Annotated in this window: 19 protein-coding genes and 1 pseudogene; 10 read left to right on the forward strand and 10 right to left on the reverse strand. The window is 56.9% G+C overall.

The window, feature by feature from the left end; genetic code table 11:
• Positions 1-118: pseudogene (locus AC19YT_RS21970) on the forward strand (IS30 family transposase); the annotation flags it as partial.
• Here the strand turns inward: AC19YT_RS21970 and AC19YT_RS21975 are convergent.
• Both AC19YT_RS21975 and AC19YT_RS21980 read right to left on the reverse strand, forming a co-directional pair.
• On the reverse strand, positions 108-407 hold the full coding sequence (locus tag AC19YT_RS21975; RefSeq protein ID WP_500611012.1) for a hypothetical protein: 300 nt from the start codon (positions 405-407) through the stop codon (positions 108-110). The pseudogene AC19YT_RS21970 and the gene AC19YT_RS21975 sit on opposite strands and share 11 nt — an antisense overlap.
• A 514-nt stretch (positions 408-921) precedes the next feature.
• Positions 922-1,158 carry a transposase gene (locus AC19YT_RS21980; protein WP_500611013.1) on the reverse strand — a complete coding sequence of 79 codons (237 nt, stop codon included), beginning with the start codon at positions 1,156-1,158 and terminating at the stop codon, positions 922-924.
• A 362-nt stretch (positions 1,159-1,520) separates the two neighbouring features.
• On the opposite strand from AC19YT_RS21980, the gene AC19YT_RS21985 reads away from it, so the two are divergent.
• Genes AC19YT_RS21985 through AC19YT_RS21995 form a run of 3 tightly spaced genes read left to right on the forward strand, consistent with a single transcriptional unit; the run spans position 1,521 to position 7,221 of the window.
• Entirely contained in the window at positions 1,521-2,444 is a 924-nt protein-coding gene (locus tag AC19YT_RS21985) for a helix-turn-helix transcriptional regulator (protein WP_500611014.1), read from the forward strand.
• Positions 2,445-2,502: 58 nt separating this feature from the next.
• The gene (locus tag AC19YT_RS21990; RefSeq protein ID WP_500611015.1) at positions 2,503-4,632 is read left to right on the forward strand and encodes a site-specific DNA-methyltransferase; all 2,130 of its coding nucleotides are present in this window, start codon (positions 2,503-2,505) and stop codon (positions 4,630-4,632) included.
• A 3-nt stretch (positions 4,633-4,635) separates the two neighbouring features.
• Positions 4,636-7,221 carry a DEAD/DEAH box helicase gene (locus tag AC19YT_RS21995; protein WP_500611016.1) on the forward strand — a complete coding sequence of 862 codons (2,586 nt, stop codon included), beginning with the start codon at positions 4,636-4,638 and terminating at the stop codon, positions 7,219-7,221.
• 129 nt (positions 7,222-7,350) lie between these two features.
• Here AC19YT_RS21995 and AC19YT_RS22000 read toward each other — a convergent pair whose 3' ends face one another.
• Positions 7,351-7,653: a hypothetical protein gene (locus tag AC19YT_RS22000; protein ID WP_500611017.1), complete on the reverse strand. Its 303-nt coding sequence runs from the start codon at positions 7,651-7,653 to the stop codon at positions 7,351-7,353.
• A 339-nt stretch (positions 7,654-7,992) separates the two neighbouring features.
• On the opposite strand from AC19YT_RS22000, the gene AC19YT_RS22005 reads away from it, so the two are divergent.
• The 4 genes from AC19YT_RS22005 (at position 7,993) to recD (ending at position 17,780) form a co-directional block, all read left to right on the forward strand.
• A complete protein-coding gene (locus tag AC19YT_RS22005) occupies positions 7,993-8,232 on the forward strand; it encodes a hypothetical protein (RefSeq protein ID WP_500611018.1) in 240 nt (79 codons plus the stop codon).
• A 298-nt stretch (positions 8,233-8,530) separates the two neighbouring features.
• Positions 8,531-12,022, forward strand: coding sequence for an exodeoxyribonuclease V subunit gamma (gene recC / locus AC19YT_RS22010; protein ID WP_500611019.1), 3,492 nt, complete (start codon positions 8,531-8,533; stop codon positions 12,020-12,022).
• Positions 12,019-15,690: an exodeoxyribonuclease V subunit beta gene (gene recB / locus AC19YT_RS22015; protein WP_500611020.1), complete on the forward strand. Its 3,672-nt coding sequence runs from the start codon at positions 12,019-12,021 to the stop codon at positions 15,688-15,690. The genes recC and recB overlap by 4 nt, the downstream gene beginning before the upstream one ends.
• Positions 15,687-17,780 carry an exodeoxyribonuclease V subunit alpha gene (recD, locus tag AC19YT_RS22020; protein ID WP_500611021.1) on the forward strand — a complete coding sequence of 698 codons (2,094 nt, stop codon included), beginning with the start codon at positions 15,687-15,689 and terminating at the stop codon, positions 17,778-17,780. Before recB ends, recD begins: the two co-directional genes overlap by 4 nt.
• Here the strand turns inward: recD and AC19YT_RS22025 are convergent.
• Positions 17,768-17,932, reverse strand: coding sequence for a hypothetical protein (locus tag AC19YT_RS22025; RefSeq protein WP_175456232.1), 165 nt, complete (start codon positions 17,930-17,932; stop codon positions 17,768-17,770). The two genes, recD and AC19YT_RS22025, sit on opposite strands and share 13 nt — an antisense overlap.
• A gap of 117 nt (positions 17,933-18,049) precedes the next feature.
• On the opposite strand from AC19YT_RS22025, the gene AC19YT_RS22030 reads away from it, so the two are divergent.
• Both AC19YT_RS22030 and AC19YT_RS22035 read left to right on the forward strand, forming a co-directional pair.
• Positions 18,050-18,691, forward strand: a complete 642-nt coding sequence (locus tag AC19YT_RS22030) for a tetratricopeptide repeat protein (RefSeq protein WP_500611022.1) — start codon at positions 18,050-18,052, stop codon at positions 18,689-18,691.
• The gene (locus AC19YT_RS22035) at positions 18,681-18,938 is read left to right on the forward strand and encodes a hypothetical protein (protein ID WP_315337794.1); all 258 of its coding nucleotides are present in this window, start codon (positions 18,681-18,683) and stop codon (positions 18,936-18,938) included. Before AC19YT_RS22030 ends, AC19YT_RS22035 begins: the two co-directional genes overlap by 11 nt.
• A 402-nt stretch (positions 18,939-19,340) precedes the next feature.
• Here the strand turns inward: AC19YT_RS22035 and AC19YT_RS22040 are convergent, their stop codons facing one another.
• The 6 genes from AC19YT_RS22040 to AC19YT_RS22065 all read right to left on the reverse strand — a co-directional run bounded on the left by AC19YT_RS22040 (position 19,341) and on the right by AC19YT_RS22065 (position 25,059).
• Positions 19,341-19,877 (reverse strand): GIY-YIG nuclease family protein, encoded by a 537-nt coding sequence (locus tag AC19YT_RS22040; protein WP_500611023.1) that lies wholly within the window; start codon positions 19,875-19,877, stop codon positions 19,341-19,343.
• A 33-nt stretch (positions 19,878-19,910) separates the two neighbouring features.
• On the reverse strand, positions 19,911-20,954 hold the full coding sequence (locus AC19YT_RS22045) for a helix-turn-helix transcriptional regulator (RefSeq protein WP_500611024.1): 1,044 nt from the start codon (positions 20,952-20,954) through the stop codon (positions 19,911-19,913).
• Positions 20,955-21,047: 93 nt separating this feature from the next.
• Complete coding sequence (locus AC19YT_RS22050) at positions 21,048-23,135, reverse strand: AAA family ATPase (protein ID WP_500611025.1); 2,088 nt, start codon at positions 23,133-23,135, stop codon at positions 21,048-21,050.
• Positions 23,136-23,436: 301 nt separating this feature from the next.
• Positions 23,437-24,087: a hypothetical protein gene (locus tag AC19YT_RS22055; RefSeq protein ID WP_500611026.1), complete on the reverse strand. Its 651-nt coding sequence runs from the start codon at positions 24,085-24,087 to the stop codon at positions 23,437-23,439.
• A gap of 128 nt (positions 24,088-24,215) precedes the next feature.
• On the reverse strand, positions 24,216-24,554 hold the full coding sequence (locus AC19YT_RS22060) for a YkvA family protein (RefSeq protein ID WP_054920563.1): 339 nt from the start codon (positions 24,552-24,554) through the stop codon (positions 24,216-24,218).
• Positions 24,555-24,636: 82 nt separating this feature from the next.
• Positions 24,637-25,059: a hypothetical protein gene (locus AC19YT_RS22065; RefSeq protein ID WP_500611027.1), complete on the reverse strand. Its 423-nt coding sequence runs from the start codon at positions 25,057-25,059 to the stop codon at positions 24,637-24,639.
• Positions 25,060-25,464: the final 405 nt, after the last annotated feature.

A 25,464-nucleotide genomic window follows, 5' to 3' on the forward strand; every position in this document is an offset into this window, starting at 1 on the left:
GACCGTCGAAGCCGTCAATCGGACAGTAGCGAGGATCAATCTACGCCCGCGCAAGCGCTTGGGCTGGAAGACGCCGTACGAAGTGCATACAGGGGTGAGCGTTGCACTTATGTGTTGAATTCAGGGTTCAATACTTTGTCATCGAGTTGCTCTCCAAGCGTGGCCCCTGCGATACCGCCTGCCACCCCGCCGAACAAGCCACCCAAAATCGCACCGGCTACGCTCCCGATCGCTATACCTATCGGGCCGCCGGCTACACCTAATACTGCTCCGGCTTCAGCACCGGAGAGAGCTCCGGCTGTACCACTCGCGGCACCGCCTACGGTACCTATGAGTCCGCCTGTGTGCTTACCGACATTTTTCGTAACGACTCGTCCAGAATTGCAGCTTGGGCAAGGTGTATACATACGCGAATCCTCTCAAGTGGTGATTTTCTGAGCCAAAAAATTGGCACGTAAAATTCCCTGCCGCAGTCAATACGAAGGGCATTCATAGAGGTGATATAGGTCTGAAATTTTTTTGAATGTGATTCATTGAAGCAGCAAGTGCTAGATCAGTCTCCAGCAAGGGCTTTTCGTTGCTTTTTAGGCTTCAATTTGAAAAGGAGTGTCAGCTTTTGCCGTCAGTTAGTTCACGCCGGAGGAGATGCCTGAAAGATTTTGCATGAACACTTCTTGAAGGCCAGGCGAAAAATGTCTTTCACTCCGCCTGAAAGTTTCTTCGAAATGCTACAAAAAGGATTTTGGTTGTAAGCGTTCCGCCAACTCACCTTGAGTGGTTAAACGGGCGCCCTGCAATGTGGTAGCAAGTCGGTAATCTCACTCGAACACCGCCATGACCCGCGCCAGCGTGGTGTCGGTGCCGGCGCGCATGTCCATGGGCTCGGTGGCGAGCCAGATGGAGTCAATGCGGATCATTGCGTCAACCCGCGGACGAACCGGGCACCGCCTTCAGGATCGGAGGTTGCCATTCCACCGTGAGCGTCTGCTGCCCAACTGGTAGTTCGATGATCGCAGATGTTTCGGGCTGACGTTTCGGCTCGGTTTTTAAAGGAATGAAGACAGGCAGCGTCGTAGGGGCTTGATCGCGGTATAGCGGTAGCCATTTACGGATGACGTTGGCGTTGATGCCGTGGCTGATGGCAACGCCGGAGGCCATGGCGCCCTGTCGCAGACATTCCTGAACAATCTGGGCCTGAAGGGCTTGGGGTAAGAGTTTCGTTGGCGCATGGGGATCCTGACGCTAAGGGCAATCGCCTCCGCTTCAAAATATGCGGACACCATCGCCTTTAAAGCCGAGGCTCGGAAGGTGTATACCCAGAACGCTTACTTTTGGTTAAGCGGGCTTCAGCCAGTCAGTGGGCGCAGATATCGCGAGGACTCTGCGTGGCGCTTTCTGCCGAATTGAAATTTATGTAATCAAAATGATTACTACTATATCTGTAAAATGAAAGCGTGGACGTGTTTAAAAGCATGCAATATGCTCTGCTTAAATATTCCTATTAAGTCTCGTGAGGTCATATGGCGCCCATGAATCCGCTCGCAGAATTCGCTCAGCCACAGCGCGACCGCCTGGCCTTTATCGAGCTGCGTGTGCGTTTCGTCGGTGATATTCGTCGGCAGGATCTGGTAGACCGCTTTGCCATCCAGTCCGCTGCGGCTACCCGGGATCTTGCGTTGTACAAGGCGCTGGCCCCCGGCAACATCGACTATGACTCCAAGGGTAAAACCTATGTTTTGGGCGCTGATTTCCGTTCACTGTTCGACTACCCGGCCGAAAGGGTTATGTCGTGGTTGACCCAGGCCTTCGGCGATGGCGAACCGCTGCAGCTCAAAACCTGGGTGCCAAGTGAGATTCCTTTGCGGTTGACTCATCCCGATCTGAATGTGCTGGCGAGTGTGACGCGTGCCATACACCAGGGCCGCCCCTTAGTTGTCGAGTACCACTCTATTTCAAGCGGCAAATCAAAGCGCGAGATCGTGCCTTTTGCCTTGATCGATACTGGCCTGCGTTGGCATGTCCGCGCCTTCGATCGGAAGACCGGTGAGTTTCGCGATTTCGTGATCACGCGGATCAAGCGACCGCGTTTGCTCAAGGACGAAGTGCCCGCACCTCATGAGCTGAGCGATCAGGATATCCAGTGGACGAGGATCGTCGAGCTGGAATTGGTACCGCACCCTGATCAATCTCACCCAGACATCACTGAAATGGACTACGGCATGCGCGACGGTGTGTTGCGCATGAAGCTGCGTGCGGCCACTGCTGGCTATGTGCTGCGCAAGTGGAGCATTGACTGCTCGCCGGATCACCGTCTGCGCGGGTCGGAATACAGCCTTTGGCTGAAAGACCCGCTACTGCTCTATGGAGTAGAAACAGCGGTGCTGGCGCCGGGCTATCTCATGATGGATTGCAGCCAGAATCGGGAAGAGACCCAAACAAGGTGAACATTCATGCAGCTTTTCATTACCCCGCATTATGTACAGCAAAACACTGGGAGACCCTGTGTCACGACTAACTGATCTGATTGCCCAAGCGAAGGCTAAGGATTCCCAACTGGGCGTCGACCTGGAGCGAGAGTTCAAGGTTCTGTCCTCGCGACTGCCTTTCGGCCTTAACTTCGAGCGTCACAGCCCGGAAGCTGTGGAGCTGCCTCTACGTCCTATCCGCAAGGGGGACAAGGTGCGCGTCCTGCCGCCTCGCGGCTCGACTAAGAAAGGTGACCAGCGCTTGTGGCAGGTCAAAACGGTCCACAAGTCGAAGAAGATGGCCGACTTGGAACTACTGGGGGCAGTAGAGGCTGAAACGCAATCAGTGGCGCTGGATGATCTAGTAGTTGTAGCCGAGTTCCGCGACACGATCTTTCCGGGTTTGATTAGTACGGGCAAGGTGGAACGTGGCGACGACAAGCCGTTCCACACCGTCATTAATGGCGAGAACTACCATGTGCTGAAGGCGTTGACTTACACCCATCGCGGTAGGGTGGACGCCATCTACATCGACCCGCCATACAACACGGGGGCGAAGGACTGGAAATACAGCAACGATTACGTCGAGAAGGACGACCTGTACCGTCACAGCAAGTGGCTGGCGATGATGGAGCGACGTTTGCTCGTAGCGCGCGAGCTGCTCAATCCGCAGACATCCGCACTCATCGTGACTATCGACGAGAAAGAGGTAAACAGATTAGGTCTTCTTTTAGAGCAAGTTTTCGCAGGCTCTCGCATTCAGATGGTGACCACGGTAACCAATCAACGCGGTGTGGCTCGTGGCCAGGAGTTTGCCCGGGTAGACGAATATGCTTTTGTTGTCTTTATCGGCGGCGCCCGAGTGGCACAAGGTCCTGATGACTTACTTACTTCTGACGAGACTATTGCTAAACAACGAATCGATATCTGGAATCGATTGATGCGTCGAGGCACCGACTCTCTACGAGCAGATTCACCGCGACAGTTCTACCCGATCTTCATTGACCCTCTTCGCCGAGCGATTGTCTCTGTCGGCGATCCATTACCGCTCGACGCTGATCGATTCAGCGTTGAAGTTCCGGAAGGCTGTGTTGCTGTGTGGCCGATCCGCACAAACGGTGCCGAAGGCCGATGGACTCTTGGTGTCGACTCTTTGCGTAAGTACGCCGGTGAAGGAACTGCGAAGGTTGGCGCATACAACAAAGCTAGGGACCAATGGTCAATCAGCTACCTGATTTCCAAAGATCTCATGCGCATCAAAGCCGGCGAAATCCGAATTACTGGACGCGATGAGAATGGTGTCCTTCAGCTGGAGCATGCTGAAGAGATCGAGCGAAAGAAACTCCCGCGCACGGTATGGTACCGAGACTCGCACAACGCGGGCATGTACGGGTCTGAGCACTTGAGTCGGTTCATTCCGGGACGGAAGTTCCCATTCCCGAAGTCGCTCTATCTGGTTGAAGACATGCTGCGAGTATTTCTCGCAGAGAAGCCCGGTGGAATCGTGGTGGACTTCTTCTGTGGCTCAGGCACTACTGCACACGCTGTTATGCGTCTGAACAGTCAGGACGGAGGTCATCGTCAGTGCATTTGTGTTACCAATAACGAGGTTGCAGCTGACGAACAGAAGGCGTTACGCAAACAAGGTCTTCGTCCTGGCGATGCAGAGTGGGAAAAATACGGCATCTGCGACTACATCACCAAACCGCGTGTGGCCGCGGCAATTACAGGCAAGACACCAGACGGCGAGCCGATCAAGGGCGACTACAAGTTCACCGACGAATTCCCGATGGCTGAAGGTTTCGACGAGAACGCCGAGTTCTTCACCCTGACCTACGAGTCCAGGAACGCAGTCAACCACAACCTGGCCTATGCCCGTATCGCCTCCCTGCTATGGCTGCGCGCTGGTGCGCAAGGTCAGCGCATCGACAAGCTGCCCGCTGACGGCTGGGCCGTGGCAGATACCTATGGCCTGCTGACCGAGATGGATGCGGCAACCCCCTTCATCAAAGCAGTTACCGAGGCAAAAACCTTGTGCGTCGCTTACATCATCACCGACGACGACCGCTGCTTTCAGGCGATTGCCAAGCGATTGCCTGATGGCGTGGAGCCGGTACGCCTGTACGAGTCTTACCTGACCAATTTCAGCTTTGCCAACGGGGAATAAGGCATGAAGTTCACCCTTAAGGACTACCAACGCGATGCAGTGCGCGACGCTTTGGCCAATATCAGGAAGGCTCGTCGCCTATGGCATGGCGAGTCAGACAAGACCGCATTCTCTTTGACTGCCGTAACTGGTGCGGGTAAGACCGTCATGGCAGCTGCCGCCTTCGAGGCGCTATTTCACGGCGATGACGAATTTGACTTTGATGCTGACCCCGGAGCTGTGGTCATTTGGTTTAGTGACGACCCATCACTGAACGAGCAGACCCGCTTCCGCTTGATAGAAGCGAGTGACCGAATCAACCATACCGACCTGGTAGTGGTGGAAAACACCTTCAACCGGCCAAGATTCGAGGCCGGGAAAATCTACTTTCTCAACACGCAGAAGTTGAGCAAGAACAGCCTACTAGTACGTGGCTATGACCAAAAGGAACTGGAGGCCAAGGCGGGCGACCTGCTTCCAGAAACTCGTCCCGACCTGCGGGCCTATACCATTTGGGACACGATTCAGAACACCATCGAAGATCCTGACCTGACGCTTTATCTCGTCCTGGATGAGGCGCATCGCGGCATGGGTAACGCCGCGTCGAAGGAAAAGGGCACCATTGTCCAGCGGCTTATCAATGGTTCCGGCGGAGTCCCAGGCATCTCAGTGGTCTGGGGGATCTCGGCGACGGTGGAGCGTTTCAATAAGGCCATTGAGTTTGCGGGCAAGCACATCAAGCTGCCGAACGTGGTGGTGGATGCAGCCAAGGTTCAGGAGTCCGGCCTTATCAAGGACACCATCCTGCTGGATATTCCTGATGAAGTCGGTGACTTCGATACCGTGCTGGTACGGCGTGCTACTGACAAGCTGAAAGAGTCAACCGCTGCCTGGGTTGAGTATGCTAAGCAGCAAGAAGAGGCACGTATCGTCGTTCCTCTGATGGTATTGCAGGTTCCCAATACACCTGACCCGAACGAAATCGGACGCGCTCTGGACACCATCTTTGAGCGCTACCCTGAATTGCCGGCAGCCAGTGTGGCGCACGTCTTCGGCGACCATACCACACAGCGGTTTGGCAATCGCGACGTGCCCTACATCGAGCCGCAGCGCGTCCAGGAATCCAGCTGGGTGCGTGTACTAATTGCCAAGGATGCCATCAGTACCGGCTGGGACTGCCCACGCGCTGAGGTTATGGTGTCCTTCCGTAGCGCCAGCGACCGCACACACATCACCCAGTTGCTGGGCCGCATGATGCGTTCACCGTTGGCACGCCGCATCCCCGGCAATGATCGGCTAAACGCAGTGGACTGTTTGCTACCGAAGTTCAACCGTAAGACTGTTGAAGCGGTCGTTGATACCCTGATGCAGGGCGACGACACGGCGCCACCCTCCGGACGCATCCTTATCGACTACGTAGAGGTGACGCCTCACCCCGATGCGTCCGCAGCTGTGTGGGAGGCATTCGAGGCGCTGCCATCGCAAACACGACCGCAGCGCGGAGCAAAACCGGCAAGGCGATTGACCTCATTGGCTCACGAGCTGGCGTCAGATGACATCCTTCCTCGCGCTGGGAGACTGGCTCATGCGCATATGCACAAGGATCTAGATGCGTTCCAGGAAAGCCAGAAAGAAAAAATCAAGGCGAAACGCAAATCAGTGATGACCGTGGACGGTAAGACTGTGATCGCCGACTTGAAGGGTAAGGAAAAGAACTTCGATCAGTTCTGGGAAGACGCCGACATGGCGGTGATCGACGACGCCTATCGGCGTGCGGCGCGCATCTTCAGCCCGGACATTTCCCGCACCTATGTCGAGCATTTAGCGCAGAAGGTCGCCAGTGTGGACAGCGACCCGGAGGAATACCTGGAGGCTATCGTCGAGGCACGCGTCACCGTCGCAGGCTTGGGGCTAGTTACGGAAGTGCAGACGTACTTTGATACAGAGGCTGACAAGCTTGCGAAGGCGTGGCTAATGACTTATGCGCCGCAGATCAAAGCACTGACCGACGACCGCAAGGAATCCTACCGGCAAATCACGGAAATGAGCACTGAGCCACAGAGCGTGGATTTGGCTAAGCCCGAATCTCGCTATGAGGCAACCAAGGCGCGTGAGAACGACAAGGAGGTCGCCTTCCCGACCTGGAAGAACCATCTGCTATGTGACAAAGGTGGCAAGTACCCGGCCGAACTCAACGATTGGGAGCGTACGGTTGTTGAAACTGAGTTCAATCGCATCGGCTTCCGATTTTGGTACCGAAATCCGCAGCAGCCGGGACAGTCCTCGCTGGGCATCGCCTATGTTGAAGATGAGCAATATAAGATCGTCCGTCCCGATTTTGTCTTCTTCGTTGAGGTGGACGGCAATATGGTGGTGGACCTAGTTGACCCGCATGGTCTGCATTTGGTCGATGCGCTGCCCAAGCTGAAGGGGCTGGCTGTATATGCTGAGACCCATGCCATTGCCTACCGGCGCATCGAGTCAATTGCAGAGGCTGGCGGTAAGCTACGTGTGCTGGATTTAACCCGTCCCGATGTCAGGGCAGCAATCAAGAATGCAACGAGCGCGAAGAGCCTCTACGAAAGTGTGTTGGCTGGCGACTATGTTTGATTCCGCCGTCATCCCGCAGCAGCTCATTCTAAGAGTCATTCGAATGCTTAGACGCTATCTGTAGTGATCTTACGGCGCTCGGGTTTTAGTAGGTGTTTATGCGGCGGGCGTCGGTATCGACCCCCGCTTCTAAAGCCAATGCTTGGGGATTTCGATCCCGTAGTTCTTGGCCACTGTCTTTAGCATGGCGAGGATTTCAGCATGCCGCGTCTGCTCGCTGGGCTGCCAGGAATTGCGGCTATCCAGCAGGATTTTCAGTTCGCTAAGGTTGTACATGCCGAGACGATGAAAGTTACCCCAGCTGGGAATGCCAAACATGTTGTAGATGACCACGGTGGCGTCGCGTTCGCTGGCTAGGCGTTTTTCTCCGCTGAGCTTTTCGGCTGCGGCTTCGGCCTCATCTCGGTCGTCGTAGGTGTTGAGCAGTTTCATAGGTTTTTAGTGGAAGCTAAATGGGCGTTGGATTCTGCCCGACTTCCAAAAAAAGAACATCCGCAGGATCGGCCCTGAGTGAGTAGCTGGCAAGCTACTTACTCAACCGTCTTTGCCTTGTACCTGGGAGGTAATGGTGAGCTGGGTATCTTGCTGCTTTCTGTATGGACCGGAGACATGCTTTCCTAAAGTGGCCAACAACTGATGCGCCGGCTTCGCTTGCTGATCTGGTCGACGTTGGGTGGATCAAGGCGGGTTTGCTTAGCCACTACGGTTACCATGTTGGTTTAAATGGTCAGCCAGTTGTCGCGCGAATAAAAATCCTCACCAAATTGTTCAATGACCCTCGAAGTCAGTTACTTTGATACTCGATATCTCGGAGAGTGGGGGAGGGCTGCTAGTCTCGAGCGGCTGATGAAGATGGCCAGGACTAATGCCGCATTGTGCCGAAATGCAAAACGCTCCCCAGGGAATTTCACCCAAGCAATCAGCGGCCGGGAAGAGGACCTTGAGTATCTGCGCAAAACCTACTTCGACACATTTCTGAACCTCGAAGCATTAAAATCGCCCTTGACCTGAGGGCAAATGTTCTAGCGGCGGGCTCAATAGAATAGAATTTTTTTCCTCGGTGATTTTCCATCGAAAATGACTGTTACTCGCAGTGACTGCCATCCTTACTCGATTAGTAATGCATGAGAGGTTGTCTTGTGCACAACAACAGCATTTTCTTGCTTTATCGGCAGCCTATCCTCGGCTCCCATTGATGGTGGTGCAGACCCTCGTAGAGGTGGTGATGCATAGCCATATCGGATTAAAGTGATGGCCTTTTGCTGCTCTATATCGCAGAGCTGAGCGTTCAGACCTGAGGGAATCGTTTATGCAGGATGCGGACTCGTTGAAGCCTGGCTTCATGATCATTCATGGCAATCGTTTGGACGATTTGCGTGAGCTAGCTGTGAACTGGATGCAGCGCTATCCGTTAGCCCCGCTGGAAAATGAAGTCGTGCTGGTACACAGCAACGGCATTGCTCAATGGCTGAAGCTGGCGTTGGCCGACGATCCTGATAACGGTGGCTGCGGTATCGCAGCAGCATTGGATGTGCAACTTCCAGCGCGCTTCCTGTGGCAGGCCTATCGGTCTGTTTTGGGGGCCGAGACAACACCTGAATCTTCGCCGCTGGACAAGGTTGCTCTGAGTTGGCGGCTCATGCGCTTGCTGCCTCAATTGCTCAGCAAAACCAATTTCAGTAGCTTGCAGCAATTCCTCCAAGAGGATGACGATCAGCGCAAGCTCCACCAGCTTTCCGAGCGGCTAGCGGACCTGTTTGATCAGTATCAGGTCTATCGCGCCGATTGGCTGGAGGACTGGGCGGCCGGGAGTGATCAGCTAAAGCACATCAAAGGTGGTGTGAAGCCGCTGGGTCCCGATAACCTGTGGCAAGCGGAGCTGTGGCGTGAAGTGCTGGCGGATGTTGGCGAGGGGGCGCTTGAGCGCAGCCGCGCCGGTGTTCACAAGCGCTTTGTCGCACACCTGCGTGAAGCAGGGCAGGCCCCGAATGGTTTACCTCGGCGTGTGGTGGTGTTTGGCATTTCGTCTATGCCGGCACAGGTTCTGGAAGCCCTGGCCATACTCTCGCGCTACAGTCAGGTGTTGCTGTGTGTGCACAACCCTTGTCGCCATCACTGGGGGGATATCGTTGCTGACAAAGACTTGCTGGGCCATGCCTATCGCCGTCAGCCAAACAGAAGTGCTTCTATGGCGGCGAGCCAACATGGCCAGCCATTGCTCGCAGCTTGGGGTAAGCAAGGTCGCGACTACATCAATTTGCTCGACCACTATGACGAGCCGACGAGTTATCGACACCTGTTCGAGGGCCTAAACGGCGGGCGAATCGATCTGTTCAATGACGAGCCACCTTCAAGCCTGCTAGGTCAATTGCAAAGCGACATTCTTGAATTGCGTCCTTTAGCTGAAACGCGTGAAGTATGGGGCGCTGTCGACGTTGCACAAGATCGCTCGGTACGCTTTCACGTGGTCCACAGTGCGCAGCGTGAAGTGGAGGTGCTGCACGATCAGTTGCTCGCCCGCTTCAGTGCCAATCTTGAACTAAGCCCGCGTGATGTGATTGTGATGGTGCCTGACATCAACGCCTACGCACCGCATATCGAGGCCGTGTTCGGTCAGGTGCCGCGTCATGACCCTCGTTATCTGCCCTTTACATTGGCTGACCAGGGGCAGCGCGGGCGCCAGCCATTGCTGATTGCTCTCGAACACTTGCTCAAACTGCCTCATAGCCGCTTCGCCGTCAGCGATATTCTCGACCTGTTGGATGTGCCGGCGCTGCGTGCGCGCTTCGGCATCAAAGAAGCAGATGTCCCGATCCTGCAACGCTGGATCGATGGTGCCGGTGTGCGCTGGGGACTCGATGCCCAACAGCGCGAGAGCCTGGACATGCCTGCGGGCCTGGAGCAAAACACCTGGCGCTTCGGTATGCGCCGCATGCTGCTGGGCTACGCTGCCGGCCAAGGGCCTGAACTGAATGGAATCGAGCCCTACGATGAAGTGTCCGGACTGGAAGCGGCACTGGCGGGGCCTTTGTTGACCTTGCTTGACCACCTGGAAATTGCCCGTGAGGACCTGCAGCAGCCGGCAACACCTGTGCTTTGGGTCGAGCGCCTGCAATCGCTGTTGAAAGTGTTCTTCCGGGCGGTGGGTGATGCCGAAGAATTGCTGGTCAATCAATTGCTCAAGCTGCTCGATGACTGGTTGCGCACCTGCGAGTCTGCGCAGTTCAGTGAACCACTGCCATTGAGCGTGATGCATGAAGCCTGGCTTTCCGGCATTGAGGAGGGCGGGTTGTCGCAGCGTTTTCTCGCAGGGGCTGTGAATTTCTGCACGCTGATGCCGATGCGAGCGATTCCATTCAAGGTGGTGTGCCTGCTGGGTATGAACGATGGCGACTACCCGCGACAACAATCGCCTGTCGATTTTGACCTGATGCGCAACGATTACCGCCCCGGAGATCGCTCACGGCGTGAGGATGACCGCTACCTGCTACTTGAGGCGCTGCTGTCTGCCAGGGAGCAACTGTACGTCAGTTGGGTTGGCCGCAATATCCGCGACAACAGTGAGCGAGTGCCTTCGGTTTTGATCGGTCAACTGCGTGATCATCTGGCCAGTGGCTGGCGGTTGGCGCAGCCATCGGCGACGCCCAATGCGCTGCTGCATGCCTTGACTCAGGAGCATCCGTTACAGCCTTTCAGCGCTGGTTACTTTGCCGGTCAGCCGGGGCCTGATGGTTTGTTCACTTATTCTCATGAGTGGCGTGAGGTGCATGAGGGCCGGACCGAGGAGCAATCGGTCAGCCTGCTGCCAGAGCTCGGGCAAGACACGCCATTGACCCTGCGCCAACTGGCCGGCTTTGTACGTGATCCCGTCGGGGCATTCTTCCAGCAACGTCTCAAGGTCAACTTCGACAATGACGAATTGATCAGCCGCGACGACGAAACCTTTCAGCTCGACGGCCTTGAGAACTGGCAGCACCAGGACAGACTCAGCCAGGCGCTCAAGCGTTGGGTTGAAGAGGATTACCGACCTGAGCGTGCGGTGGCTGAACTTGATCTGCACGTTCAGCGCTTGCAGCGCGAAGGCAAGTTGCCGCTGAGTGGGTTCGGCGCGTTGAGCGCATCGGCACTGGCTGAACCGCTACCGGAGATGCTGGAGCGTTACCACGCGCAGTTGCAGGCGTGGCCTGAAATCGAGGATGGCCAGACCGCCGCAACGATTGCGGCGCACCAGTCGAGCCCTGGATTGAATGACTGGCTGGGGGGCATTCGTCGTAATTCACAAGGTGAGCGAGCGTACCTGCAACTGGACAGCAAGAAGCTGTGCAACGAAGACAGTTGGCGCTGGCACAACCTGGTCCGACCGTGGGTGCGGCATCTGGCGTTGCAGTTGAGCGAACCCGGCTGCACCACGATCCTGGTCAGTTTGAACGGGGATGTAGTGTTTCGGCCAATGCCAGCGCAACAAGCGCAGGAGCAGTTGCAGTCGCTGCTTGACGCTTGGGTGACGGGCATGCGTGAACCGCTGCCCGTCGCTTGCAAAAGCGCATTCGCCTGGCTCGAGGAAGCGGGGGAAGGCGGGGAAGGCGGGGAAGACAACGATGCGGCCTCCGACAAGGCCCGCGAGACGTTCGAGGGGGGCTACATGCGGACTGGAGAAGCGCAGAGCTCTTTCGCCTTGCGCCGTGCGTACGCTGACTTCGACCAGCTATGCGCGTCCGGCCATTTCGCCGCATGGGCCAAGCGCCTGTATAGCGGACTGTTCAATCATCTTTCTTCTAGCCGCGCAGGGAGCGACCAATGAAACCGGTAAATCTCAACCCCCTCGACTTTCCCTTGCATGGCAGCCGATTGATCGAGGCAAGTGCCGGTACCGGCAAAACCTTCACCATTGCATTGCTGTATGTGCGCCTGGTGCTTGGCCATGGTGGTGAGGCCGCCTTCAAGGACCTGCTGACACCGCCGCAGATCCTGGTCGTGACCTTCACTGACGCCGCGACCCAGGAGCTGCGCGACCGTATTCGCGCACGTTTGACCGAAGCGGCGCAGTGCTTTGTGGAGCCTGATCGCAAACATGACAAGCTACTGCAGCAACTGCGTGCCGAGTACCCGCCAAAGGAGTGGCCCGATTGCGCGCGCCGGCTGCAACTGGCGGGTGAGTGGATGGATGAAGCGGCGGTCTCGACCATTCATGGTTGGTGTTACCGGATGTTGCGCGAGCATGCCTTCGACAGTGGCAGCCTGTTCACCCAGACACTGGAAACCGATCAGAGCGAGTTGCTGGCGGAAGTGATCAGGGATTATTGGCGTCGGCACTTTTACCTCTTGTCGTCAGAGCAGGCCAAAGTTGTCGCCGATTGCTTCGAAAGCCCCGCTGTGCTGCAAAAGGGGCTGGATTCCCTGCTTTCACGTTCAGACGCTGAGTTCCAGCAAGCGGGGACGTTGATAACCGCGCCGTCGAAACTTGACGCTCTGTTGCAAGCCTCCATTGATTGGTCAGCCGAATGTATTGCCCTTGAAAATCGCGCAAGAGCCGCGTGGTTAGATGATCTGGCTGGCGTGCAGGCTTCGTTGCATAACATGCGAGGGGTGTTGAGCGGCGGTTCGTACCTGAAAAAAACTGATGAATTGTTCGATCAGATGCTGTCCGAGCTTGCGGCCTGGAGCCAGGGAGGTCCGGCATCCGTTCACGTACGCAAGTGCGGGCAAACCCGGTTCAAATTGAATAAAGGGGGCATCGCCAAGCAGCATCCGGCATTTGAGGCCATTGATGCCTGGGTCGATCACGAAGGCAAGCGTCTTGATATCCGGGCACAGTTGCTGCTGCATGCGCTCCGGGAGGTGCAACATGTCTTCAATGAAGAGAAGTTGCGTCGGGCACAGATCGGCTTTGATGATTTGCTCAATCGCCTCGACCATGCACTGCAAGGCCCGTCCGGCCCTCGTCTGGCCGAGACCATTCGCAAGCAGTATCCGGTCGCCTTGATCGATGAATTCCAGGACACCGACCCGGTTCAATACCGGATCTTTGAAACCATTTACCGCATTCCCGACAACCTGGATGACTGTGGCCTGTTCATGATTGGCGACCCGAAGCAGGCGATCTATTCCTTTCGCGGGGCGGACATCTACACCTACCTGCAGGCGCGAGAGGCCACGGCTGGCCGTCATTACACGCTGGGGACCAACTATCGTTCCACCAAGGCGATGGTCGACGCGGCCAACCACTGCTTCCGCTTCGCCGAAGCCCAGCCGCGTGGCGCGTTTCGTTTCGCCAAAGAAGACCAGGGCAACCCGGTACCGTTCAACACCGTTCAAGCCAATGGACGCGACGATGTTTTGCAGATCAACGGTACGGATCAGCCGGCCTTGACGTTTTGGCATCTGGAGACGGAGGGCGTGATCAGTAACGCCACGTACTTGCGCAAAGCGGCTGAAGCATCGGCATCGGCGATTCAGGCCTGGCTTGATCCTGCTGCATCCGAGCGCTCCGGTTTGCGCGATGGCAATGGAAATTTTGTCGCCTTGCGGCCTGCCGATATCGCCATTCTGGTGCGCAATCGCAAGGAGGCTGAAGCCATTCGCAAAGCCCTTGCTTATCGGCATCTGGCCAGTGTCTATCTCTCTGATAGGGATTCAGTCTTCGAAAGCGAAGAGGCTAAAGACCTGTTGTATATCTTGCGGGCCTGCGCTCAGCCCACGAGCGATCGGCTGGTGCGAGCGGCGATGGCGACCCGCAGCGTTGGGCTGTCATGGCAGACGCTGGAGCAACTGAACCAGGATGAGTTGTTCTGGGAGCAACAGGTGTTGCTGTTCAGGGATTTTCGACTGTTGTGGCAGCAGCAAGGCGTGCTGCCCATGCTGCGAAAGCTGCTTGCTACATTCAAGGTGCCGGCCCGTTTGCTTCTGGAAGATCAGGGCGAGCGGCGCTTGACCAACCTGTTGCATTTGGCCGAATGGCTGCAGCGCAGCGCCGCCGAACTCGATGGCGAGCATGCGCTGATCCGCCACTTGGCCGAGCAGGTAGACGGCCAGAGTGAAGAGGAAATTCTGCGCCTGGAAAGCGATTCGGACCTGATCAAGGTCATCACTGTGCATAAGTCCAAGGGTTTGGAGTATCCGTTGGTGCTGCTGCCGTTTGCCTGCAGCGCCAGAGCGATCGATGGTAGAAGCACAACACCGCCCATGTTCCATGACGACAAGGGTCTGGTGATTGAGCTGGTCAAGGGTGATCTGGCAAAACCGGCACAAGCGCTTGCCAACGATGAGCGCATGGGCGAAGAAATGCGTCTGCTCTACGTCGCCCTGACCCGAGCCCGTTACGCCACCTGGATCTGTGTGGCCCCTCAGGGCTTCAAGGCTGGAGGCGCATCGACGGATCTGCACAAGGCAGGTTTGGGCTACATGCTGGCAGGTGAGAAGGCGATCGCGCCAGATAATCTGCTCGACGTGGTTGAGGCGTTGGCCAGCGGCTGCACAGACATTGCGGTGCGTACAGCGCCCGTGCCGTCTGACAATGTCCATACGGCACCAACTCAACCGTCCGTGGGGCCGGCATTGCGTCCCTTGCACAAGCTCGCGGCGAACTGGTGGATTGCCAGTTACTCCGCTTTGGCCATTGCTGACGGCAATGTCCTGATGGGGGCAGAGCCGGGTGTCAGCCTTGAGCCTGCGACCGCGCTGGAAGCCAATTTGCAGGAGGAGGGCGAAGCTGAAACCTTGCCTGCAGGGGCCGGGATTCACGGTTTCCCTCGGGGCGCGGGCCCGGGCACTTTCTTGCACGGGTTATTCGAATGGGCCGGCCGCGAAGGCTTCGCCAAGACTGCTGGCAATTCTGAAATCCTGCATAACACCGTTGCCCGGCGCTGCAATCTGCGTGATTGGGAAACCTGGATCGAACCTCTGTCCGATTGGCTGGCAAGCTATCTGAATGCTCCCCTGCGATTCAACGGCACTCAATTCAAACTCTCGACCCTGAGTACCTATCAGGTCGAAATGGAGTTCTGGTTTTCCAGCCGGTCCGTGAACGTTCAGCGCCTTGACGCGCTAGTGCGGCAATACACGTTGGGCGGTGCACCGCGTCCCGTGCTGGCCTCCAACGAGTTGAACGGCATGTTTAAAGGTTTCATCGACCTGACGTTTGAACATCAAGGTCGCTACTACGTGGCGGACTACAAATCCAACTGGCTGGGCAGCAACGATCAGGCCTACGACGCCGAGGCGATGGTCGCGACGATGCTGGACAAGCGTTACGACCTGCAATTGTGCCTGTACCTGCTGGCGTTGCATCGCCAGCTCAAGCTGCGCCTTCCGGGGTATGACTACGAACGGCACATGGGCGGGGCGTTGTATCTGTTCGTCCGTGGCCACCAGGCGCCAACGCAAGGAGTTCATTTTGAAAGGCCGCCGCGGCAACTGATTGAACAGCTGGACCAACTCTTCATGGGGCAACACGCGGAGGCCAGCGCATGAGCCAGACCCTTAAGCAACTCAGCAACAGCCAACGCAACGTTGATCATCCGGCGGTATTCATTGGTGACGCCAGCAACAGCGAACTGCTGCATCAACTGGACAATTGGGTGACCCGTGGCTGGTTGCGCGCGCTGGACCGATCGTTTGCCACCTTCATTCTCGAACAGGACTCCCAGGCCCAAGCCAGTGTGCTGCTGGCCGCGACGATGACCAGTCACCAACTGGGCCGTGGTCATTCCTGCCTTGATCTGTCCGCCACACTGCAAGCCCCTGATTTTGTGTTGTCTTTGCCACCTGAAGGCGAGGAGGGCAGCCAGCTACCGTCACAATGGTTACTGGGCCTGGATGTCGCGCAGTGGCGCCAGGCGTTGGCCTTGAGCCCGATGGTGGAGGACCGGGACGGGCACCAGCGCTTCCCTGAGCGGCCGTTGGTGTTGACCGGGCAGCGCCTGTACTTGCGTCGTTACTGGAACTACGAGCGCAGCATTGCCCAGGCGTTGAGTGGCCGCTTGAATGTGGACGCGGTAACTCCGGAAAAACTCTCCAGTCGGCTCGATGCCTTGTTCCCTGACGCCTTCGAGGTTAACGGTGAACGCTGCAGCGACTGGCAAAAAATTGCCTGCGCACTGACGGCGCGAGGCAATTTCAGTGTCATCACCGGCGGCCCCGGCACCGGCAAGACCACCTCAGTCGTGCGCCTGCTGGGGCTGCTGCAAACCCCCGCTGTGGAGGAAGGAAAACCTCTGCGAATTCGTCTCGCCGCACCCACCGGCAAGGCGGCCGCACGCTTGTCCGAATCCATCGGCAAGGCTGTCCGTGAGTTGCCTGTCAATGCCCCAGTGCGCGAGGCGATCCCGACCGATGTTTCTACATTGCACCGCCTGCTGGGCAGCCGACCGGACTCGCGCAACTTCATTCACCACCGGGATAAGCCGCTGGAACTGGATGTGTTGGTGGTCGATGAAGCGTCGATGATCGATCTGGAAATGATGGCTTGCCTGCTCGATGCCTTGCCCCGGCAAGCCCGGTTGATCCTGCTGGGTGATAAGGATCAGCTGGCGTCGGTGGATGCGGGTTCGGTATTGGGCGACCTCTGTCGTGATGCCGAAGCCGGAGGCTACAGCGAGCAGACCACGGCCTGGTTGAAAGCCCACAGTGGCGAGGCGGTCAGTGCTCCGGGTTTGCAAACGGCAGTCGGTCTGGGCGATCCGTTGTCCCAGCAAACCATCATGTTGCGTTACTCCAGGCGCTTCGACGCGCAGCAGGGGATCGGGCGTCTGGCGAAGCTGGTCAATGAGAAAAACGCTGCTGAGGCACGGGTGCTACTGGATCAGCAATTACCGCAGCTGTTCAACCTCAAGTTGCGAGGCGAGCATGATGCGGCGCTCACTGATTTGATTATCAACGGTAAAGGGGATGCCCCTGGTTACCGCCATTACCTTGAGCAGTTACGAGACCTGCGTCCTTCCAGGGATAGTGCCTGGGACAGTGAGGTCTGGGCGGGCTGGGCTGGCAAAGTGTTGGCGGCGTTCGATGAATTCCGCCTGCTCTGTTCGTTACGTCGCGGACCATGGGGGGTTGAGGGCCTGAACCAGCGAGTAGCCACTGAATTACGCCGCTGTGAACTGTTGTCGGGTGAGCATGGCTGGTACGAAGGGCGACCGGTACTGGTCACCCGCAATGATTACAGCCTGAACTTGATGAATGGTGACATTGGTATCGCCCTTTGGGTGCCAGGCCCCTCCTCAGAGCATGTTCTACGCGTGGCCTTCCCGCGAAACGATGGCAGTGGTGGCGTACGTTTCGTGATGCCGAGTCGGCTGGTGGAGGTCGAGACAGTCTTCGCCATGACGGTGCACAAGTCCCAGGGTTCGGAGTTCAACCATACGGCATTGGTGTTGCCTGATGCGTTGAACCCTGTGTTGACCAAGGAGCTTTTGTACACCGCCATCACCCGTGCCAAGCAATGGTTCAGTCTGGTCGAAGCCAGGCCAGGCGTGTTTGAGGGCGCGGTGAGTCGCAATGTGCAGCGTACCAGCGGACTGGCGCTGCAACTGCAAGATGAACTGGCGAAACTTCAACGCACCTGAGTGGGTGCATTCAGGCATTTGTAGCCTGGGTACTGCGCTTCAGCGGTGACCTTTGCCATGGCAGAGGTCACCGCCTGAACAGTGATGGTGAAGTTGGCTTGGGGGCCGGCGGTAGCGACCACACGCTGCATGAAGGCTCGGTAGGTTTTCATGGGTTCAGGCTCGAGTGAAGGGTGAGCTTTCACTGTGGTGATCAGCCACGACAGGATGTGTCGGGATCCGTCCACGACACAAAATGTCGCTGGTATTTCGATAATGGGACCTATCGAATGATCAACCAGAAGGCTGTCCGAATGAGCCCAGATGAAAAAGTATTCCAGTTTCTGGATACCCTGTTGCCCGCTGCCGAGAATATGCAGTTTGTCGAATCCCGGTCGTCCTGTGCTGCGGATGCAGACATCGGCATGCCGTCCCTGAGAGTGTTGAAAGCGCCGGTCGACGGGAAGCTGGCCGCCATCACCATCAAGGCCGCGAACCCTCTGGCCACGATGGCCGATCCCGTTTTGCTGCGCTTTCTGTATCGGTCGCTACGCGATGACGCTCTCGCTTCGGATCCCGATGCACTCAATGATCTCGGCTGGCTATGGATCAATGGCAGCCGCGTCCTTTTTGATAGCGTCCTGGCTCGTCGGCTATTCAAACTCGCGTATGTGCTGGGATCGGGCGAGGCGGCATTCAATCTTGCCGAGCAAGCCTTGTACGGCCGAGGCATGTGCGTTAACCACGACCTTGCGGCCTGCTACTACGAACAGGCCTATGAACGCGGCATCACGGGGGCGGCGGGAGCACTGGGGCTTTTGCATGAAAAAGGCGTGGGCGGTCAGGCGCCAGACTTCGGTTTGGCGACGCACTGGTACCGGCTGGCTTTCGGAGCGGCGTCTATCTCAGGAGAACAATGCTATGGCCGCTGAGAGTCTGGCATCGATGGTGATGTTGGGGCTGGTCTTTTCAGTGCTGGTGGCGCTGTACCTGCGCTGCACTAAAACGTGGCGCTTGCTCAGTCATTGGCACCTCACTACGCGCGAGCGTCAGCAGCGCGCAAGTTGGCATGCCGAGGAAAACCGCGAGCTCAGATCGGCGCTGCGAGCGGAAAAGGCCCATGTGGAACAGCTGCAGCGCAAGCTGGAAATTCTGCAAGCCTTGTTGCCTGTGGTGTAAGGGGGCGAGGTTAGATCGAGGTTACTAACGATAGACCGCAACAGTAGTCTCCAGGCTACAGGGAGGCACATCGAATTCAGCGAAAGCGCGACACAGGAGCAATGACATGCCAGTAAGACCAAGACCCTTCACGCTTGTCTGTGACAAATGTGGCTGGAAAAAAACGGTGGCGCCACTTAGCGATGCCCTTGGGCCGGGGGATTGGTGTGATCGATGCGAGCGCTGTGGAAGCGAGGCGTTGACCCGGCAACCGGCCACGATGCTCGACCGTACATTGGCTGAGTGGTTTGCCCGGTTACGCAGATAGAAGTCCTGATCGAACTCCGGGGGCAACGCCTGCGCGTTGCCTCCGGTTGGTGCTGGCGTTGACTAATCGCCGGTGTCTTTGGCAGGCCGCGATGCTTACCGGGCGCCCTGCCTGCCAAACATCGGCCGGTTCGAGGCCCACAAACCATCTTCTATCGCCTGGACGACGGCACCGTCGATCTCTTGGCTGAATCGCCAGGCCTGGATACGCAACGTCCCCTCAAGTTCTGGCAGCCAGTGGCAGAGCTGCATGGCGTAGGTGCCTTTATTACCAAAGCCCAGGTGTTGTTTGATTCGCGAATCAAGCGCCGAGGAACTCCCGACATACAGCATCGGCGACGCAGGGTTGAGACGGCAGTAACCCCGATCATTTTTTCGGCTTGCCTTGGCTTCATTGAATGCGCTGTGGAGCCCTTCGAAAACATCGCCCTCAACTGAAAACTGATAGATGTAGCGCGCCTTGGAAGAGGCCCAGTCCTTGAGTGTCGCCAGTGACTCAACGGGATAGCCGCTGCGGATCTCACTGAACGGCACGCTCACGTTATGAATGCTATCGATAGCTGTAGTTTCAACGTATTTCGCCAGAACGCGCAGATTGCCGGCAATGTCGATCAGGGTGGAAGGGGTCAGCATGTCTTTCTACCTTGTTGAGCGTTCAGCCTGGAGTCAGGCGGTTGTATCGGCTAATTCGAGCGAGACGTTTTCAGGTTCATACGCCGCAGCGGCGCGGCGCAACGTCTCGCCTATCTGCTGGCGCAGCGCCGGCGGCTCCTGCACCACCAGCGAGTCGCCCAGCGACAAAATCCACCAGTGCAGTTGCCAGGTATTGTTCACCGTCGCCTGAAGCTCGAAACCATCCTCAAGAGGGGCGAGCACCATGTCGATGCTCAAAGGCGTCTCTCGAATCAGTCGCGCCTGATGCTCACTCACCCAGGCTTTCAGGCGGATTTTCTCGGGCTTGCCAAACTGAAGCGCATCAGTTGCGAGGTAGGTTTGCAGCTCGAACGACTCCAGCCCCAGGCAGGGAGTGTCGAGTACCGTCACTGCGCGAAAGCGATGCACCGCGAACTGACGGACATCGGTGTAGCGCGTAGCGGTGGCGATGAGATAGGTGATCAATCCGCGCTGGACGATGGCCAACGGGTTGAGTGTCATTTCACTGATTTTGTCGTTGTGCGCCGAGTAGTACTGACAATGCACCTGCTGTTCGCTGATCAACGCGTGCTGCAGCGCCTCCAGGGTATCTGCACAAATGTCCGGCGCTTGAAGATTGAAGTCTGGCCGAACGCTGGCGACTTTATCCGGCCAGCGGGCGGCAGGGTTGCCCTCTCCGAGGCCTTTGAGCTTCTGCCGGGCGTGCTCGAAACGGGGTTCCAGCACACTCAGCATGCTGCCGGGCAGAAGAGGGCGAACCGCATCCTCGACCAGTGCGAGACTCACTGCTTCAGTCAAGGTGATGCCCTGCAATTCGACGCTCACGCCCGGTTTCCAGTACCAACCGAAGGGCGTACCACCATCGTTGCACTGCAATGGAAACACCAGGGACAGGTCACGCAGGTCGCGCTCGATGCTGCGGCGGCTGATGGAGTAGCCAGTGGCCGTCAGGCGAGTCAGCAATTCACTCACTGTGATACCGGGTGAGCGTTTGGGCAGCTGTTGCAACAGCTCCCATTGACGACTCAAAGCGCTATGGGTCTTGGCTGAAGGCAAGAGAATCATCCTTGTAGTGTTGAAGCTGGCCTTTGGCTGGCGAATAAGCCGGTTGTCTGCCTATCGGCGACAATCTGGCAACCTTTAGTCCGTTTAATGTATGAAACCGATAGGGCGCTGCTGCCCAGTGGACTTCAATCGACACTCGGCAAGCAGTGCGCCTGCCAATTCATCCGCGCTGGCGAATGGCTTGAAGCGCCCCCGGCGCGCGACCGCCGCGAAGTCACCGGGAGTCAGGTATGTCTCGCCGCGCAAGCGAGTCGCAGCACTGTTTTGTGGGTCCTTGAGCGCCAGAGCCTTCAGATGTGCGGCAAACAATGCCTGAGCCTGAGCGGTTGCCAGGTAGCCGAAATGCACCTTAAGGTCGAAGCGCCGCAGAGAGGCTTGATCCAGATCGAGGATCAGGTTTGTGGAGGCAATGAACAGCCCTCGGTAGCTTTCCATTTGCGTGAGCATTTCATTGACTGCAGTGACCTCCCAGCTTTGCCGCGCCTTGCGCCGGTCCTGCAAAAAACTGTCGACCTCATCCAGCAGGAGTACGGCGTCTTCTCGTTGCGCGAGCTCGAAGGCGCCCGCCAGGTTCTGCTCAGTCATTCCCACGTAAGGGGATACGAGGTCGGAGACTCGCTTGACCATCAGCGGCTTGCCCAACTCCTGCGCCAGCCAGTGGCCAAATGCGGTTTTGCCAGTGCCGGGTGGCCCGTAGAAACACAACCGTGCCTGTGGATGAGAGCGCAAACCGTCAACCAGTCCGTCCAGTGGGAGGTCGGCGTTGATCCACTCCGGAGAATAGAGCGCTGGCAAAGCGCCGTCGGTGTGCTGAAGTTTTTCGAAGCCTTGAGCTTTCAGCGTGCCGTCGACAATGCAGCGAATAGTGTTATCCAGCGCCTTGCTGGCGCGCTGCGACACGCTGAGTCCTACGCGCACTGCTCGCTCCAGCACGGCAGGCGTCATTCGCTCGTGTGCACTGAGGTGTTCGATCAACTGATCGCTCAATTTGCCACCGCCACACTCGCGCAGCATCCGCTTGCGTTGTGCCAGAGGAGGGTTGGGCACCTCGATCACCATATCGAAGCGTCGTATATGGGCGGCGTCGATAGCCTCTATGCTGTTGCTCAGCCAGAAACACGGCAGCGTATTTTCTTCCAGCATGCGATTGATCCAGCCTTTCTGCGAGCGACTATTGGCGTCTGCGCTGGCGGTCTGGAAGATGTCTTCGATCTCGTCAAGTACGAGCAAGGCGCGTTGAGAATGCAGCACACTGTTGGCCGCGCGCAGGGAGCACAGACGTTGCTTGGCGGACACCGGGTCACCTTGGCTGTCAGTGCAGGCGACTTCATAAAGAGCGCTGTCCAGGCTGTTAGCGATCAGACGACTGAGTTGAGTCTTGCCAGTACCAGGCGGGCCATACAGCAGAATGTTCACACCTTGACGCCCTTGGGCCAAGGATTTGCTCAGGTAGCGTTCGGCGATCATCAGCGGCTGTCTGACATGACTGTAATGCTCCCAGCTCAAGCTGCCGGGTGGACTCAAACGGAACGCATAGGCGAACAGCTCCAGTGGCGTGCCTTTGCTGAAGCGCAGGAGGCCAGGTAGATCCGGGTTGCTAACCGACAACATCGAACTCAACGCCATGACGGAACGGTGGTTGTTGCTTATTTCCAGCAGTCCGGTGCGCATCAGTGGGCTGTTATGCGCCAGGCAGGCCTCGACCTCCGGCAGCGGCAGGCCCAATAGTACGGACAGCACTTTTATTGCACGGTTGAGTCCCAGCATTCCCAGCTGATCTGTAGCATCACTGAGTGTCGGATCGGTGTGCATCAGCACGCAAAAACCGAGCACCTGAAGCTCTGCGTCGGCCAAACCCAACAATTCTCCCAATGCCTCAAGATTGGTCGCCAGGCTGTCCGGGTAGGGCGCATACAGGGGATCGGCGTTGAAGCTACGAGCGCCTTTGCGCAGTGTCGCCAGAGCAAGTGCGGGACTGTAATTTTCGCCGTCTATCCATTTGGCCAGACCCAGTTCATGAGCCAGATCCTCATCATTCAGGCCGTGCCGGCTGATAAAGGTACGATGTCCCCCCAGATCCAGCAGCAGCTGGAAACTCCACTTCAGCGACAGCGCACAGGTGTCAACGGCGCGGCGACTGCCGTGTGCGAAAGGGATTAATCGGGTTCCCATGCTGGATCTCCTGATGCTGTGGAGGCGGCAGGATGGGGCGAGGGATGGTCAGAATGTGTCGTGGTAATAGTGGTCAGTGAGAGTTCAGGCTCGACACATTCTGTCGTGCCTGACTCTTAGTCTGGAATCCACACAATGGACTAGAGAGGGATGGGCAATGCTGAAGAACGTACTCGCAACAGTGGGTCTGGTCGTGGTGCTAAAAAGGAGCTCTGATCTGTACCAGAAGTACAAGCAAATGGAGCGGGAAAACGATGTTTGGCGTAAGGCAGCCACTGGCGGGGATTGAGTCCCTTGATACTCAAGCTTGCACGACCGGATAGCATGCGTCGCCCCAGAGCGTGTCGGGATTGTCCAACATTAGATGGATGATCAAAGGCACCAACTTACCGAGCAGTTTTCCGCAATCGCGCAATTGTGGTCGATTGATACTGCTATCCCAGGTTGCACCGCCGTGCATGATTTGATTGCGCAAGGTGTAGATGCGATTGAACAGCACCGCGAGTACATCCGCAGTATCGCGTTGTGCCAGAGCGGACTGTGCTTTGCGTCGGCCGTCGGCGAAACGTTCACTCCATTGTTGCTCGGTGATCTTGCCGTTCTGGTGATCCCAGAAGCTCTGGAAAACATATGGGTTATCCAGCAGCACGCGGATGCTTCCCGAGAACTCGGACCAGACCAGTTTCTCTATCTGCCGTTCGCGATCCAGATCGCAAAGCTTGCGCAGAAAGGCGCGGAAGGTTTCCTGTTCGGATAGCCGATAGTTCTCGTCGATGTCAGTTGCGTAAGCGGCGTTGAAGGCAATCCATAGGAACACGAAACGACCGTCCGGATCATCAGCTTGTTCGGCGCGTTGCAACCAGCTCAAGGACCGGTGCACACGCAATGTCAGGTTGACGTGATGGTTGTCGCGTTCAAGTCGGTGACGCGCCTTGAGGGTTTGGTAATCCATGAGGCTGACTCTGCAGGAGGGATGGAGTGGGGGGCATGGTTCAGGGGCATGCCATGACGCTGATGGTTGCATCTGTTCATGTTGAAGCCTTACTCCCAAACGGGACCGGAGTAAGGCTTCCACTTAAATCAGGAAAACCACTGCTTCAATGTTTCCTTCGCCTTGGCCACATGTTCGGCCTTGATATGGCTAGCGGTCGCTGCCAACGCTGCGCACAACACGCCGATGTCGTCGGAGTAGCCCACGATTGGCGTGATGTCGGGAATGACGTCGATCGGAGAGATAAAATAGCCGAGTGCACCATAGATGGTGGTTTTTGCCCAGGTCGGGGTATCTGAGTCGGTTGCGGCGTAGTACATCTTCAGCGCCGGTTCCAGTGCCGCCTCGCCGGCGGATTTCGCATAGTTTTTAACTTTGTCCCAGAACGAGTCGTCTGAGTAATCCTTTTCAAATGCGCTGTCTGACATGGTGTGCTCTCTACGGTTTTTTGGTTTTGACGAGGTGTGTGTAATTAATAGGGACGCTGAAGCGGTTTTCGCCAAACCCGCTTCACAGCTTGAGTTCCCTCCATTCATAACCGTTGTACTTCTCCCAGACTGCGCCTTTCTCAAAGTGCAGGTACACCCGCCACTCATCCGGATTGACCTGGATTTCTCCACCAATACGGGCGCAGTTACCGAACTGTGAGCGTAGAAAGCTCTCCAGTTGCTGAAAAAACGCATCGGGCAACCTGGAGCTGCCGGAGACGTAGCAAGACGATCCATTGGCGAAAATGCTGCAGGGTTGAACGCTTGACCATAGCGTTGCTGTTGCCTGGTCCGGATGTTTCTTGCTCCATTCCAGAGCGAACCGATGAAGCAGGACATGCCAGTTTCCGTCGGCGTACTCGCCCTCAATCCCCCACATATCGATTGCCAGGAACAAGGCGGGCTGCTTCGAGCGTTTCTGCGACGGATAGAAGGACTCATGCATGGGGATATCTCTCGCTGGGTCAGATGTAGAACAAGACGAGTAAATGTCGAACATGGCCACGACATATTGTGTCGCGCGCGACATCCGGATTGCATGGGCACTCGCGTGCAGCACTTACGGTGAAGTCAGTCGAATTGACGCCTGTCGTTCCGTGGCAAGGGAAGGGGGGGACGAGGAAAGGTGCGAGGGACGGATAAATCAGGGCTGCTACAGACATTCGCAACTTCTTTGTGCGTATAGGCGTTCGTGGCTACGAAGAGAAATCCACTGCACGATATCGGCATGAGTCCAGCAAGCTTTAATGGAAACCTGTGTTAACGAAGATGGATAGCGTCAATGCCGGTTCCTGTTTGATAAGGCAGGCTTCTTGGATATGGGTTAGGTTTTTGTTTTCTATTCGCAAGT

It is taken from the genome of Pseudomonas sp. MF08875 (assembly GCF_059862525.1).